The sequence below is a fragment of the Micromonospora sp. KC213 genome, assembly GCF_004348325.1.
Taxonomy (GTDB): domain Bacteria; phylum Actinomycetota; class Actinomycetes; order Mycobacteriales; family Micromonosporaceae; genus Micromonospora.
This window is the reverse complement of record NZ_SMKF01000014.1, coordinates 25830-40708: the sequence shown is the minus strand read 5'-3', so window position 1 is coordinate 40708 and position 14879 is coordinate 25830. Positions and strand designations below refer to the sequence as shown.

Here is a 14879-nt window from a genome sequence, read left to right as displayed (position 1 = left end):
CCGTCAACGATCGTGCGTATTCGGAAATGGCATCGAGGCGTCGTGGTCCTAGTCCACGTGATTGGAGCGGGTGATGACTTCCACCTCTGTTCATGAATTGTTCGCCGAGCAGGTGGGCCGGACCCCGGACGCGGTGGCCGTGGTGGCCGGCGACCGCCGGTTGACGTACCGGGAACTGGACGAGCGGGCGAACCGGCTCGCGCACCGGCTGATCGCCCTGGGCGTACGACCGCAGCAGCCGGTGGCGGTGCTGACCGAGCGCACCGCGGAGCTGGTCGTGGCCCTGCTGGGAGTGCTCAAGGCCGGGGCGTGGTACCTGCCGCTGCACGCGGCCTACCCGCGCGAGCGCATGGGGTGGATCCTCGACCAGGCGGGCAGCCCGCCGCTGCTGGCCGACACGGCAACCCAGCGGCGCGGGCTGCCCGAGGGCGGCACCGTCCTGCTGGTCGACGCCGACGCCGAGCTGGCCGGGATGCCGTCGACCGATCCGGCGTTGCCCACCGACCCGGAGGACATCGCGTACGTCATGTACACCTCCGGGTCCACCGGCGACCCGAAGGGGGTGGCCATCCCCCAGCGGGCCGTCACCCGGCTGATCCGGGACGAGGCGTGGTCCGGTGACCGGCACCTGCGGGTGCTGATGGTGGCCCCGTACGCCTTCCAGGTCTCCAGTTACGAGCTGTGGGTGCCGTTGACCCGGGGTGGTCAGGTCGTGGTGGGTCCGTCGGCGGACCTCGACGTGGCCACCCTGCGCCGGCTGGTCGACACGCACCGGATCACCGCCGTGCACCTGACGGCCGGCCTGTTCCGGGTGGTGGCCGACGAGGCGCCGGACTGCCTGGCCGGGGTGCGGGAGGTGATGACCGGCGGTGACGTGATCGCGCCCAGGGCGGTGCAGCGGGTCCTCGACGCCTGTCCCGGCCTGGTGGTCCGCGCCATGTACGGCTCGACCGAGTCGACCCTGTTCACCACGCACTCGCCGATGGCCGCGCCGTTCTCGCCCGGCCCGACGGTGCCGGTGGGCCGGCCGATGGACGGCATCCGGGTGTACGTCCTCGACGAGTCGCTCACCGAGGTCGCCGAGGGTGAGGTGGGTGAGCTGTACGTCGCCGGGCCCCGGCTGGCCCGCGGGTACGTCGGTCGGCCGGACCTCACCGCGGAGCGGTTCGTCGCCGATCCGTTCGCCGGTGGTGGGGAGCGGATGTACCGCACCGGCGACCTGGTCCGGCGAACCACCGACGGGCTGATCGACTTCGTCGGCCGGGCCGACGACCAGGTGAAGGTCCGGGGCTTCCGGGTGGAGCTCGCCGAGGTGGAGAGCGCGCTCGCGGGCTTTCCCGGGCTGTCCGACGTCGCGGTCGTGGCGCGGCAACTGGGGACCGGGGAACGGTCGTTGACCGGCTACGTGGTGGCCCGGGACGGGCAGGTCGACCTGGGCGCGCTGCGCGCGTACGCCATCGCGAGCCTGCCCGACTTCATGGTTCCGGACGCCTTCGTGGCGCTGTCCGCCCTGCCGCTGACCCCGAACGGCAAGCTGGACCGTCGGGCGTTGCCGGAGCCGGACCCGGAGGCCGCGGTGGCGTACCGGGCGCCGCGTACCGCGCAGGAGGAGATCCTCAGCGAGATCTTCGCCGAGGTGCTCGGGCTGGACCGGGTGGGTGTGGACGACGACTTCTTCCAGCTCGGCGGCCAGTCCCTGCTGGCGATGCGGCTGATCAGCCGGATCGAGGCGGGTCTCGGGGCGAAGCTGCCGCTGCGGGCGCTGTTCGAGGCGCCGACGGTGGCCGGCCTGGCCGAGCGGTTGTCCGTCGGCGCGGATCCGGCCCCGGCGGGCCTGCGGTGACCGGGGCCGGCCCGGGCGCGACAGCGGGGTCGGCCCGGGCCGGTACCCACCGGCGGCTGGTGCCGCCTGCATGGACCAGACCGGCGGCTGGTGCCGCCTACATGGACCAGACCGGCGGCTGTTGCCGCCTACATGGACCACTGACCGGGAACGACGAAAGGGCTGACGGCCATGAGCATTCCGGAGAACTCGGCGCCGGGCGGCCTGGTGCACCAGGCGCCGCTGTCGCTGAACCAGGACTTTCTCTGCATGTACGACCGGGGCGACGAGGAGGGGCCCTTCGGCCCGCGTTACCACATCGTCCACGGCTGGCGGGTCCGTGGCGAGGTCGACGTCGAGGCGTTGCAGGGTGCTCTCGACGACGTGGTCGCCCGGCACGAGGCGCTGCGGACCACGATCGTGCGCACCCCCGACGACCGCCACCAGGCGATCTGCGCGCCCGGCTCGCCCCGACTGACGCTGCGTGACCTGTCCACGGTTCCGCCGGGCGACCGGGACGCGGCGGCCGAGGGGCTGCTGATCGAGGCGGAGGCCGCCACCTTTCCGAGCACGGCGCTGCCGCTGCTGCGGGCCGTGCTCGCCCGGTTCGACGACCGGGACGCGGTGCTGCTGCTGGTCTCGCACCACACCGCCACCGACGGCTGGTCGATGCGGCTGATCATCCGGGATCTCGCCCACCGGTACGCCGTGCGGTGCGGCCACGATCTGCCGGCGCTGCCGGAGCCACGGCAGTACCGGGAGTTCGCGGAGTGGCAGCGCGCGTTGGTCGGCGATCCGGCGGTCATGGACGCCCCACGCCGGTTCTGGTCGGAGAACCTGCGGGGGGCCCGGGTCTTCACGGTGGGCACGGACCGGCCGCGCTCGGCGGCGGCGGAGCCGACCACCGCGGTGCACCGGTTCCTCATCGGCGCGGACGTGATCGGTCCGGCGCTCAAGCTGGGCCGGGCCACCCGCAGTTCGCCGTTCATGGTGCTGTTCGCGGCCTTCGCCGTCTTCGCCGAGCGGGTCGGCGGCTCACCGGACGTGGTCGTGCCCACCTTCACCCCGGGTCGGGGTGGAGAGCTGTTCCAGTACACCGTCGGGTCGTTTTTCAACTTCATGCCCATCCGGGTCGACCTGACCGGCTGCCGCACCTTCCGGGAGGCCGTGGTGGCCACCCGGAACGTCTGCGTCGACGCCTACTCGCACGACGTGCCGCAGATCCTGGCCCACGCGCCGGAGCTGATGTTGCCGGCGATCGAGGACGACCGGGCGGTCTGCGTGTTCCAGGTCTTCCCGTTCCCCTTCCTGCTCGACGGTGAGCGGGTCGGCGACCTGGAGTACACGGAGATCCGCCGCCGGCTGGTGTCGCAGCCGCTGGGCTCGGACGTTCCCGATGGTGCCCTGTGGACGCTCAACCTCGACCCGTGCGGGGACGTGATCGGCTGCGTCGCCTACAAGAGCGGCCTGTTCGACGAGGCGACCGTCGCCGGTCTGGTCGCCGCCTACCAGGAGGTGCTGGCGGAGTTGGTGGCCGCGCCCGACGCCGTCCGCGAGCCGGTCGAGGCCGCCGCATAGGCCGCCGGCCACCTCCCGTCAAGCATCGGACGTCGCAATTCGGAAGGTGCGCCCCCGGCCCGCGGATGCCAGGGTCGGGGTGCGCCGGCCAGGCCGGTCGCCCGGCCGCCGCGCCGCGCGGCGACGTCCGTTCTCATCGGAGGGCCGCGCCCGGCCTTCCCGTACGTGCCCGTCGTGTCAGCCGTTCGACGTACCAGGAGGTTCGATGGAGACCATGGCAGCACCGCCCCGTTCCGAGCTTGCCCGCCGCGCCGCGGACATGGTGCCCCTGCTCCGGGAGAAGGCGCAGAAGGCCGAGGAGAGCCGCCGCCTGCCCGAGGACGTGATCGCGGCGATCACCGACGCCGGTCTGCTGAAGATGCGGCTGCCCGCCCGGTACGGCGGCTACGAGTCGGACATGCGTACCGTCGTCGACGTGGTCTCCGAGCTGGGCCGGGGCGACGGCTCGACGGCCTGGACGATGGCCGTCTGGATGATCAGCAGCTGGATGGCCGGCCTCTTCCCGGACGAGGTGCAGGAGGAGATCTTCTCCACGCCGGACGTGCGGATCAGCGGCATCCTCAGCCCGGGCGCGGTCGCGGTGCCCACCGAGGGTGGCGTCATCCTGAACGGGAAGTGGTCGTTCAACACCGGCGCGACGCAGAGCCACTGGAACACCAACGCGGCGGTGCGGCCCACGCCGGACGGCGGGCACGAGCCGGTCATGGTCGCCGTGCCGATCAGCGACCTGCAGATCGTGGACGACTGGCACACGGCCGGCATGCGCGGGTCGGGCAGTGTCACCACGGTGGCCGACGGGGTGTTCGTCCCGGAGCGCCGGGTGGTGTCGATGGGGCCGGTCATCCAGGGCGCGCCGCTGACCAACTCCAACGCCGGCTCGTCGATGTACCGCGTCCCGTTCATGTCGATGGCCTGCACGACGGTGGGGGCGAGCTGTCTCGGCCTGGCCAAGGGGGCGCGCGAGGCGTTCTTCGAGCGGCTGCCCGGCCGGAAGATCACCTACACCGACTACGCCGACCAGAGCCAGGCGCCGATCACGCACCTCCAGGTCGCCGATGCCACGACCAGGATCGACGAGGCCGACTTCCACGCGTACCGCTCCGCGGAGCTGCTCGACCGCAAGGCGGCCGCGGGTGAGGAGTGGACCATCGAGGAACGCGCCCGAATCCGCCTCGACCTGGGCGCGGTGTGTCAGCGGTCCAAGGAAGCGGTGGACCTGTTGAACACCGCGAGCGGCGGCTCGTCGATCTACCAGGACGTACCGATCCAACGTATCGCGCGCGACGTGCAGACGCTGAACCTGCACGCCATCATGCACCCCAACACGAACCTGGAGCTGTACGGCCGGATCCTCTGCGGCCTCGGCCCGAACACCCTCTACATCTGACCCGCGGTGGCGGCGCCGGGATCCGCCGCCACCGTGCCGGTCGCGCCCGCGGGGCTCACCCGGGTGGGCGCGGCCCCGTCGGCCGGGCATCTCCCCAACCGGGAGGTGCCCGGCCGACCTGCCCGGCCGGGCTGCGCGAACGCGGCTCCGGACCGCGCAATCTCGGAGATGAGCCGGCCCGGCCACCGCCACAGAATGGGACTGGGCAGGACGTCGAGCAGGCAGGACCGCCGGCCATACCGACCCCAGCCGTTACCACGGTGTCGGTGCCGGCCCGGGCTGCCGTGATCCCCGCATCGCACCCCACCGGCTGCCGTCCGGGAACGCCGGCGGCGTACCGGAGGGCCACCCGACCCCAGGAAGGGACCAGACCCATGCCGAACAGCACCACGGTTTCGCTCAGCGCCGAGGACGAGGCGGCGGTGCGCGACGTGCCGCAGCGCATCATCGCCGCCTGGGCCGCGCACGACGCCGACGCCTTCGCCGCCACCTTCACCGAGGACGGCAGCATGATCCTGCCCGGGCTCGCCCGGCACGGCCGTGACGAGATCCGCGGCTTCATGGCGCAGGCATTCGCCGGTCCCTACCAGGGCACCCGGGTCACCGGTACGCCCGTCGCGATGAAGGTGCTGGCCGACGACGTCGTCCTCGTGCTCACCGAAGGGGGCGTGCTCGCCCCGGGACAGACCGAACTTGCCGCCGAGCGGGCGGTGCGGGCCAGTTGGCTGCTGGTCAGGCGGGAAGGGCAGTGGCTGCTCACCGCGTACCAGAACTCCCCGGCCAACCCGGCCTGAGCCGGCCGCACCGGGCGAGGACGTGACGTGATGGGGGAGGGTTCCACCCGACGGGTGGTGGTGCTCGGGGCGAGCATGGGCGGCCTGCTGGCCGCCCGGGTGCTCGCCGACCGGTATGCCGAGGTGCTGCTGGTCGACCGGGACGAGGTCACCGGCGTGTCCGGGTACCGGCCGGGGGTGCCGCACGGCCGGCACGCGCACGGCCTGGTGGCGCGCGGGTACCAGATCCTGGAGAGCCAGTTCCCGGGGCTCACCGACGACCTGCGGGCGGCCGGGGTCGTGCCGGGCGACTTCAGCGGCGACATCCGCTGGTACGTGGACGGGCAGCGGATGCTGCCGTCCCGTTCGGGGCTGGTCTCCGTGCCGGCCACCCGGCCGGTCCTGGAACACGCGGTACGCAACCGGGTGCAGGCCATCCCGAACGTGCGCGTCCTGGAACGGCACGACATCGTCGGCCTGGTGACCACACCGGACCGTGCCCGCGTCATCGGGGCCCGGGTCCAGCGACGGGCCGAGGACAGCCGCGAGGAGGTGCTCGACGCGGACCTGGTCGTCGACGCGACCGGTCGGGGGTCGCGCACTCCGGCATGGCTGGCGGCGCTCGGCTACCAGCGACCGGCCGAGGACCGCGTCAAGATCGACCTGGCGTACACCACCCGCCACTTCCGGCTGCCCGAGGACCCCTTCGGCAGCGACCTGGCGATCATCCCGGCTGCCACCCCGACCAGCCCTCGGGGCGCCTTCTTCTACCGGGTTCCGGGTGACGGCGGGGTGGTGGAGCTGACCCTGACCGGGATCCTCGGCGACTACCCGCCGGCCGACCCGGAGGGGTTCCTCGCCTTCGTCCGCTCCCTGCCGGTGCCGGACATCTACCGGGCGGTCCAGGACGCCGAGCCGGTCGACGACGCGGTGACCTTCCGGTTCCCGGCCAGCGTCCGCCGGCGCTACGAGCGTCTCACCCGGTTCCCCGCCGGCCTGCTCGTGATGGGCGACGCGGTGTGCAGCTTCAACCCGATCTACGCGCAGGGGATGACCGCCGCCGCGCTGGGTTCACTGGTGCTCGCCGAGCACCTGCGCCACGGTGAGCCACAGCCGGTGGCCTTCTTCCGCGACCTGGCGCGGCAGCTCGACTCGCCGTGGGACTTCTCCGGCGGTGCCGACCTCGGGTACGCCGGGGTCGAGGGCAAGCGGACCGCGAAGATCCGCTTCGCGAACGCGTACGTGGCACGCCTGCAACGGGCGGCCACCCGGGATGCCCGCCTCACCGACGCGTTCATCCGGGTGGCCGGGTTGATCGACCCCCCATCGTCGCTGATGCGCCCGGCCACCATGCTCCGGGTGCTCCGCCACGGCCGCCCCCGGGCCACGAACCACACCCCCGCCCGGCCGGGCCAGCTGCTCGGCGGACGATCCTGACCACGAGAAACGGAGGGTCCACCATGCGTCCGTTCCGGATCGACGTCCCGCAGGCCGACCTCGACGACCTGGACCGTCGGCTCGCCGCCGTCCGCTGGCCCACCGAGCTTCCCGGAGTGGGATGGGAGCGCGGGGTGCCGTTGGACTACCTGCGTGACCTGGTCGACCACTGGCGGCACCGCTACGACTGGCGGGCCGCCGAGCGACGGCTCAACGCCTTCCCGCAGTTCGTCACGGAGATCGACGGCACCGACGTGCACGTCGTGCACGTCCGCTCGGCCGAGCCGACCGCGACTCCGGTGATCCTCACGCACGGCTGGCCGGGTTCGTTCGTGGAGTTCCTCGGGATCGTCGGGCCGCTGACCGATCCGGCCGCGCACGGCGGCGACCCGGCCGACGCCTGCCACGTGGTGATCCCGTCGATTCCGGGGTACGGGTTCTCCGGCCCGACCCGGGAGGTCGGCTGGGACACCCGGCGGGTGGCGCGGGCCTGGGCCGAACTCATGCGGCGGCTCGGCTACGACCGGTACGTCGCCCAGGGCGGCGACTGGGGGATGCCGATCTCCCTGGAGCTGGGGCTCGCCGACCCGGAGCACGTCGCCGGCGTCCACGTCAACATGCTCGCCACCTTCCCGCCCGAGGACCCGGCCATGTTCGCCGACCTCGGCGTGGAGGACCTCGCCCGGCTGGAATTCGCGCAGACGTTCGAGCAGGACGGCGCCGGCTGGCGCAAGATCCAGTCCACCCGTCCGCAGACCCTGGCGTACGCCCTGACCGACTCGCCGGTGGGGCAGCTCGCCTGGATCGTGGAGAAGTTCTGGGAGTGGACCGACTCGGTGAAGGCGCCGGAGGACGCCGTCGACCGGGACGATCTGCTCACCAACGTGATGATCTACTGGTTGACCGGCACCGCCGGCTCCAGCGCCCAGCTCTACTACGAGTCCAACCGGCTCGACGCCGACTTCGTCCGGACCTGGGCCGGGCCCTGGCCGCTGCGGATGCCGGTCGGGGTGGCCTGCTTCCCCGCCGACGCCGTACGCCCGGTCCGGCGGTGGGCGGAGCGGATCCTGCCCACCCTCAGCCGTTGGACCGAGTTCGACCGGGGCGGTCACTTCGCCGCGTTGGAACAGCCCCAACTGCTGGTCGACGACATCAGAAGCTTCATCCGTCCGTTGCGCTGACCGGTGTCCGGCGGTGCGGCCTCCCGCCGCGGGTGACCCGAGCCGGTCGTCCGCGGCGGCCGTGGAACTGGGGGAGAAATGATCAGCAGAAGGAATCTCCTGGCGGCCGGCGCCCTCTCCGGAGCCGGTCTGGTGATCCCGGCCGGGGAGCACCTTCGGGCGGTGGCTTCGAGCGGCGGGCAGCACGGGCACGGGACGCACGGTGGTTCGCCGCCCCGAGGCGCCGCGCCGACGGGCACGCCGTTCAGCGTCCGGATGCCGGTGCCGCCGGTGGCGATGCCGGTCCGCTCGTGGGGCGGCGTGGACCACTACCGGATCCCGATCCGCACCGCCTCCGTCGAGCTGCTGCCCGGCGTACGGACGCCGGTGCTGTCGTACGGGGGTGGGTTCGTCGGCCCGACCATCCGGGCCCGGGCCGGTCGCCGGATCCGCGTCGAGTACCACAACCAGCTCGACCACCCGGCGAACGTGCACCTGCACGGCGGGCACGTCGCCCCCGAGGACGACGGCCACCCGATGGACGTCATCGCGCCGGGCCGGTCCCGGGTGTACGACTACCCGAACCGGCAACGGGGGGCCACCCTCTGGTACCACGACCACAGCCACCACACCGAGGCCGAGCACGTCTACCGCGGCCTGCACGGCTTCTACCTCATCGACGACCCGCAGGAGCGGCACCTGCGCCTGCCGGACGGTCCGTACGACGTGCCGATCATGCTGCGCGAGTCCCGCTTCGACGAGCAGGGCAACCTGTACTTCGACCCGTTCGACTTCGACCGCCCGGTGGTGCTGGTCAACGGCAGGCCACAGCCGTACTTCCCGGTGGCCGCCCGCAGGTACCGGCTCCGGCTGCTGAACGCCTCCACCCACGGCACGCTCACCCTGCACCTCGATGGCCTGCCGATGGTCCAGGTGGGCACGGACGGCGGACTGCTCCCGGCGCCGGTGCCGGTCACCGAGCTGCGGCTCGGCCCGGCCGAGCGGGCCGACGTGGTGGTGGACTTCTCCCGGCGCCGCCCGGGCAGTCAGGTCGTGCTGTCCGAGACCCGGGGGCCGGTGCTCCGGTTCGACGTGGTGCGGCACGCCCACGACCACAGCCGGCTGCCGGACCGGCTCCGGCCGCTGCCGGCGTTGCCGCCGCCGACGGTACGCCGTGAGGTCGTGCTCAGCACCAACTTCGAGACCATCGAGAGCCTGATCAACGGCAAGCTCTGGGATCCGGACCGGATCGACTTCCGAATCCGGCACGGGGCCACCGAGGTCTGGCGGATCACCAACACCGACACCGAGTTCGGTGGGGTCAACCACACCTTCCACATGCACCTCGTGCAGTTCCGGGTGCTGGACCGCAACGGCCGGCCGCCGGCTCCCGGCGAGCGCGGGCTCAAGGACACCGTCTTCCTCGCCCCCGGCGAGAGTGTCCGGGTCCAGGCGACGTTCCGCGGGTACCTCGGTCGCTACGTCTACCACTGCCACATGCTGGAGCATTCGGCGTACGGCATGATGGCGCAGCTGCGGATCGTCCCCTGAACCGAGCTCGCGCTCACGGCGGTGTCCCGGCCCGGGGCACCGCCGTTCGCCGCCGGCACCCGGCGATCGACGACCGTAGGGCTCAGCCGGCGAGGTCGGGGCGGAGGCGGGCGGCGCCGTCGAGGTAGACGTGGTTGACTGCGGCGCGGGGCCGGGCGGTGCGGACGTGCGCCAACAGCCGGACCACGCGGCCCAGAGCACCCGGTACGGAGATCTCCGTCGCGCACAGTAACGGCACGTCGGTCAGGCCGAGCCGACGGGCCGCCTCCGCCGGGAAGCAGCTCACCAGGTCCGGCGTGGCGGTGAAGAAGACGCTGATCAGGTCGTCTTCGGTCAGCTCGTTGCGCCGCATCACCTCGGTGAGCAGCCGTTGGGTCTGCGTGGTGATGTCCCGCGGGTCGTCGCGGTCGACCTGGATCGCGCCCCGGATCGCGCGGACGGTCAGGGCCGCCTGCTCCGAAGCGTCGGGGAGGGCTGGGTCCGCGGTCATGGCGGGCGTACCTCCGTTCGTCGGGTGGACACCCGGTCGCCGTCGGCCGGTGTTCGGTCCGGTGCAGCCCGAAGCGTACCCAGGGGCGACGGCGGTGGCCGGCACGGACGGCGCCGATCCGGTGTCCGCCGCGGCGGACACCGGATCGGCGCCGAGGTCACACTCCGGGATGGGCGACCGATCGGGAGCCGGTCACCGGGTCGCGTCGGCGAACTGGCCGGGTGCTCGGCCGGGGCCGGCCGGTCCACGGTAGGCCTGCGCGATGTCGAGCCAACGGTCGGCCTCGTCGCCGATCGCCGTGAGGGCCAGGTCGGCGCGGTGGCGACGCCGGGTCACCAGCAGGCAGAGGTCGACCGCCGGCCCGCTGACCCGCTCGGGAGAGTCGGCCGGCCCGAACGTCCACTGCGCCCCGGAGGGCGCGGTGATCTCGAAACGTAGCTGCACCGCCGGCACCTCGAGGCCACGGGCCAGGTAGCCGAAGTCCCAGGTACGTACGGCGAACCCGACCAGATGCCGGATCCGGTCGGTGCGTTCGCGGTGTACCCCCAGCGCGTCGGCGATGTCCTGGCCGTGCCCGAACAACTCCATCATGCCGGCCGCCGCGAGGACGCCCGCCGGCAGCGGCCGGACCAGCCACGGTACGAGCTGGTCGGGGGAGACCGCGGCGAGCGCCTTTTCCACGCCGGCTCGCTCCTCCCGCCACCGGCTCAGCAGCACGTCCGGCGGGTCGGCGAGGTAACTGGCGAGCGCGTGCCGGACGTTGGCGTCGAAGTCGGGGCTGAGCCGGGCCGTCACCTGCTGGAAGGCTTTGGGCTCGGCGACGGCCAGCGCGGCCAACCGGAAGGTGGCGGCCAGGTGGGCCACCTGGTGGGCGATGGTCCAGCCTGGCGCCGGCGTGGGGCGTGCCCAGGTCTCGGCGTCCAGACCGGCGAGCATCCGGTCGACGTCCTCGCCCTCGGCGGCGAGGTCGCTGTACACGTCGGGCTGTGGGGTCATCAGACGTCCTCTCGGAGTCGGAACAGGGGCGGGTCGGGCGAGTCGTCGGTGTCGCCCCGAGGCGGCCGGGTGACCAGCAGCATGGTCACCACGATGGCTACCACCAGGGCGTTGACCACGAGCAGGACGGCGCTGACCGGGTCGACGCCGTGCCCGTGGGTCGACCCGACCGCCTCGGCAGCCTGGCGCTGCGCGTCGCTCAGCGGGGCGGGGGGCTGGCCGGTGCCGACACTGAAGCGTCGCCAGCCGGTCAGCTCCCGGCCGTCGGCGAACCGCACGTGCCAGACGGTGGTGAAGTCACCCGGCCGGTCGATGGCGACGTCCCGGGTCAGGGTGTGCCCGGACCGGACGGCTTCGGTGTCGCCGACCGGCCGTCCCTCGGTGTCCAGCACGGTCAGGTGGTACCCCTCGGCCAGCGGCTCGGCGGCGAAGGTCACCACGACCCGGGTGGGCGCCGTGGCCAGTACAGCCTGGGCGGGCGGGACACTGGCGGTGACCAGGTCACCGCCGGTGTCCATGCGGGGCGCCGCCACCGCCGGCACCGGGAGGGCCAGGCCGGTCACGGTCATCGCGAGGCCGACCGCGGCCGCCGCGAGGATCCCCCCTCGGGTGCCGGGGGTGACCATCTCAGACGGGCATGGTGGCGGGTCGACGCGGCTGCCGGTGGCTGTGCGCCACGCAACTGCACGTGGTGGCCGCCAGCTCGGCTGCGTTCGGCCGCAGGTGCAGGTACATCGCGATGAGCATCGGCACGAAGACCACCGAGTTGTAGAACAGGTGCAGTTCGACCCGGGGCAGTACGAGTTGGACGACGCTGGTCGGCACCGCGGCACCGAAGAACATGGTGCCGAGTTGGGCCTGAAGGAACAGCAGGGCGTGCTCGATGTGGTGCCAGAACTGGAGGGCCAGGCTGACCGTCCACCAGGTACGGGCGCGGCCGACGAAACCGGGACGCAGCAGGAACAGGCCCACGAGCATCAGCAGCGCGTAACCGTAGTGCAGCCACTCCGAGGTGACCAGCCAGGGGTAGTACTGCCCGAGCACGCCCCGGGCCTGCGGCCGGGCCATGCCCAATCCCCAGATCTGGTACGCCTGGACCAGGTGCTCGGCCCAGTGCGCGACCACGATCAGCAGGTAGATGTTGAGGGCGGCCCGGTGGTGGGCGCCGTTGAGCCGGCCGACGAGGCCGGCTTTTCGCGGTTCCGCGTGGACTGCCATTTCCGCTTCCCATCCTGTCGCAGGGCGTGCACGGTCACGCTACCGACAGCGATGACATGAGGGTTCTTCCAGGTTGCGCAGTTGCCGGAGGGGTCGTTCGGGCCGGTCGATCGGTTCGGTCTCAAAAAGCAACCGAGAAGATGCAGCCCACCTCGTGTGGCCAGAACGATGAGACGGCCCGGCGCGGCGCAGGCCCCGGAACCCGGTCTGTTCCCCAACGACAGGAGGAACCCCCGTGCAATCCGTACTTCCCGCCGCCGATCCGGCGCGGGCCATGACGCTCGAGGCGTACGCGGACACGATCCTGCCCGGCGAGAAGCGAGATCCCGACGATCGGGCGGTGGCCGGCGTCTCGACCGGCGGCGGCGCGGTCGCCTCCGGCGCGCTCGACGTGCTGCGTACCGAGGAGGGCGGGATGGGCCCCGCGCTGGACACCCTCGCCGACCTGCTCAACGACCATGCCACCCGGTACGCCGGCGAGCACGGACTGACCCTCGACCCGGCGGTCCCGCCCTTCGTCGCCCTCGCCTACGACCACCGGGTGGCGCTGGTGGGTCAGCTCGTCGCGGCCGACCACCCCGAGCGGGAGGCGTGGGTGAGCGTGGCGATGTTCAGCACCATCGCCTTCGACGCCGCAGCGCACCTGCACACCGTCGATGCGCTGGCCGCCGGCCACCCCGGCCTCACCACGATGGGCTACCGCGGGCCCGACGCCGACGGGCTGTGGCGGTTCCCCTCGTTCTCCTACGGCCGGGTGCTGGCCCGGCCGCATCCCGACACAACCCCCTCAGGGAGCCCGGCATGACGGTCACCGAAAGCACCGACGTCCTGGTCGTCGGCAGCGGATTCGGCGGTGCGATCACCGCCTACCACCTGGCCGCCGGTGGGGCGCGGGTGGTCGTTCTCGAACGCGGCCCCTGGCTGACCGGCCCGGATTTCGACCATGACCTGAAGTTCGGCTCCTCCTCCACCCGGGCGTTCGACTTCGTCATCGGCGACGGGATGAGCGTGCTCGGGGGCAACTGCGTCGGCGGCGGCAGCGTCGTCTACTTCGCGGCGATGCCCCGCGCCCCCCGCTTCGTCTTCGAACGGCAGGGCAGCATCGGCCGGCGGATGTGGCCGGCGGTGATCTCCCGGGACACCCTGGAACCCTGGTACGACCGGGTGGCCGAGGCGCTGCCGGTGGTGCGGCAGGAGTGGAAGGACGTGCCCTTCTCCGGTGGCGTGTTCGGCGCGGCCTGCGACCGCGCCGGTCGGACGGCCAACCCGGTGCCGGTGGCCGTCGACCACGACAAGTGCACCAACTGCAACTGGATGATGTCCGGCTGCCGCTTCGACGCCAAGCGGTCGCTGCTGCTCAACTACCTGCCGGCGGCGCTGGCACACGGTGCGACGATCCGCCCGCTGCACGAGGTCCAGCACCTCTCGCGCACCGACGACGGCGGCTACCGGGTGCACTACACGGTGGTCGACGACACCGACTACCGGGTGGTGGTGGATAGCGGAACGATCGACGCGAAGATCGTGATCCTGGCGGCGGGCGCAGGCGCGACCCCGGTGATCCTCCAGCGTTCCGAGCCGCACCTGGGGCGGATGCCGGCGGCGGTCGGCAGGTACTTCTCCGGTAACGGCGAGCGGCTGAACACCGCGATCGTCAACGAGGACCGGGTCCGCGACGTGCTCGGGCTGTCCCGCCCGGACGGCGTGCCGTACGAGGGTTACCAGATCGGCAAGGGCCCCTGCGTGGCCACCTGGGACCGGCTGGACGGCTCGCTGCCGGAGTACAGCCGGTTCTCCCTGGAGCAGCTCTACTTCCCGCCCGGGTTCGGCACCATCCTCGCTCAGGTCCCGGACGCCACCGGCCCCACCTGGTTCGGTGCGGAGAAGAAGGAACTGCTGCGTACCTGGCGTTCCTGGCTGACCGTCTTCACGATGAGCGAGGACGACAACGAAGGTGTCTTCGGGCCGCCGCCGGAGCGGGGCAACGCGACCCGGCTGTCGCAGCAGATGCTCGCCCGGGGCGCGCTGCGCTACCGGCCCACCCCGAACACGCTACGGGGCTGGGCGGAGTCCGACGCGGCCGTGCGCGACATCCTGGAACGCGACGGGTTGTCCCGGGTGATGCCGTGGACCAACGAGGTGGTCGGGGCGTACACGGTGCATCCGTTGGCGTCCTGCCGGATCGGCGACGACCCGACGACCAGTGCCCTGGACGACCGCCACGAGCTGCGGAACCATCCCGGAATATTCGTCACCGACGGCGCCGCCGTGCCCGGGGCATTGACCGTCAACCCCGCGATGACCATCGCCGCGCTGGCCGAGCGGTCGGTGCCGGGCATCGTCCAGGCCGCCCGGGAGCGCGGTGTCGACGTCACGTACGGGGCACCCGCGCCGGACGGCGGTACGGCCGGACGGCGCGCGGTGCTGCCGCTGGTGGACAACCTCAGCCGGCAGTGAGGCCACCGGC

At 72.5% G+C, this 14879-nt stretch carries 13 protein-coding genes; 9 read left to right on the top strand and 4 right to left on the bottom strand.

Going from position 1 to position 14879, the window contains the following annotated elements; all coding sequences use genetic code 11:
- The first annotated feature begins 73 nt into the window (after nucleotides 1-73).
- From E1166_RS05870 to E1166_RS05840, 7 genes are all read left to right on the top strand, one after another.
- Nucleotides 74-1843 carry a non-ribosomal peptide synthetase gene (locus tag E1166_RS05870; RefSeq protein ID WP_132336467.1) on the top strand — a complete coding sequence of 590 codons (1770 nt, stop codon included), beginning with the start codon at nucleotides 74-76 and terminating at the stop codon, nucleotides 1841-1843.
- 171 nt (nucleotides 1844-2014) lie between these two features.
- Nucleotides 2015-3400, top strand: coding sequence for a condensation domain-containing protein (locus E1166_RS05865; protein ID WP_132336465.1), 1386 nt, complete (start codon nucleotides 2015-2017; stop codon nucleotides 3398-3400).
- 205 nt (nucleotides 3401-3605) lie between these two features.
- Nucleotides 3606-4787 (top strand): acyl-CoA dehydrogenase family protein, encoded by a 1182-nt coding sequence (locus tag E1166_RS05860; RefSeq protein ID WP_165944252.1) that lies wholly within the window; start codon nucleotides 3606-3608, stop codon nucleotides 4785-4787.
- Between the two features lie 374 nt (nucleotides 4788-5161).
- Entirely contained in the window at nucleotides 5162-5581 is a 420-nt protein-coding gene (locus tag E1166_RS05855; RefSeq protein WP_132261354.1) for an SgcJ/EcaC family oxidoreductase, read from the top strand.
- 30 nt (nucleotides 5582-5611) lie between these two features.
- Entirely contained in the window at nucleotides 5612-6997 is a 1386-nt protein-coding gene (locus E1166_RS05850) for an FAD-dependent oxidoreductase (RefSeq protein ID WP_132336507.1), read from the top strand.
- Between the two features lie 23 nt (nucleotides 6998-7020).
- A complete protein-coding gene (locus E1166_RS05845) occupies nucleotides 7021-8178 on the top strand; it encodes an epoxide hydrolase family protein (RefSeq protein ID WP_132261353.1) in 1158 nt (385 codons plus the stop codon).
- A gap of 78 nt (nucleotides 8179-8256) precedes the next feature.
- A complete protein-coding gene (locus tag E1166_RS05840; RefSeq protein ID WP_132336463.1) occupies nucleotides 8257-9708 on the top strand; it encodes a multicopper oxidase family protein in 1452 nt (483 codons plus the stop codon).
- Between the two features lie 82 nt (nucleotides 9709-9790).
- On the opposite strand, the gene aroH is transcribed toward E1166_RS05840, so the two are convergent.
- The 4 genes from aroH to E1166_RS05820 form a co-directional block, all read right to left on the bottom strand.
- Nucleotides 9791-10198, bottom strand: coding sequence for a chorismate mutase (aroH, locus tag E1166_RS05835; RefSeq protein WP_243710198.1), 408 nt, complete (start codon nucleotides 10196-10198; stop codon nucleotides 9791-9793).
- Nucleotides 10199-10390: 192 nt separating this feature from the next.
- On the bottom strand, nucleotides 10391-11194 hold the full coding sequence (locus tag E1166_RS05830) for a TIGR03084 family metal-binding protein (protein ID WP_132336461.1): 804 nt from the start codon (nucleotides 11192-11194) through the stop codon (nucleotides 10391-10393).
- Nucleotides 11194-11820 (bottom strand): copper resistance protein CopC, encoded by a 627-nt coding sequence (locus E1166_RS05825; RefSeq protein ID WP_132336459.1) that lies wholly within the window; start codon nucleotides 11818-11820, stop codon nucleotides 11194-11196. The genes E1166_RS05830 and E1166_RS05825 overlap by 1 nt, the downstream gene beginning before the upstream one ends.
- A 1-nt stretch (nucleotide 11821) precedes the next feature.
- Nucleotides 11822-12412 carry a hypothetical protein gene (locus tag E1166_RS05820; protein ID WP_132261349.1) on the bottom strand — a complete coding sequence of 197 codons (591 nt, stop codon included), beginning with the start codon at nucleotides 12410-12412 and terminating at the stop codon, nucleotides 11822-11824.
- Between the two features lie 274 nt (nucleotides 12413-12686).
- On the opposite strand from E1166_RS05820, the gene E1166_RS05815 reads away from it, so the two are divergent.
- Together E1166_RS05815 and E1166_RS05810 are read left to right on the top strand one after the other, a co-directional pair.
- Entirely contained in the window at nucleotides 12687-13217 is a 531-nt protein-coding gene (locus tag E1166_RS05815; RefSeq protein ID WP_132336503.1) for a DUF5987 family protein, read from the top strand.
- Entirely contained in the window at nucleotides 13214-14869 is a 1656-nt protein-coding gene (locus tag E1166_RS05810; RefSeq protein WP_132336457.1) for a GMC family oxidoreductase, read from the top strand. The genes E1166_RS05815 and E1166_RS05810 overlap by 4 nt, the downstream gene beginning before the upstream one ends.
- Nucleotides 14870-14879: the final 10 nt, after the last annotated feature.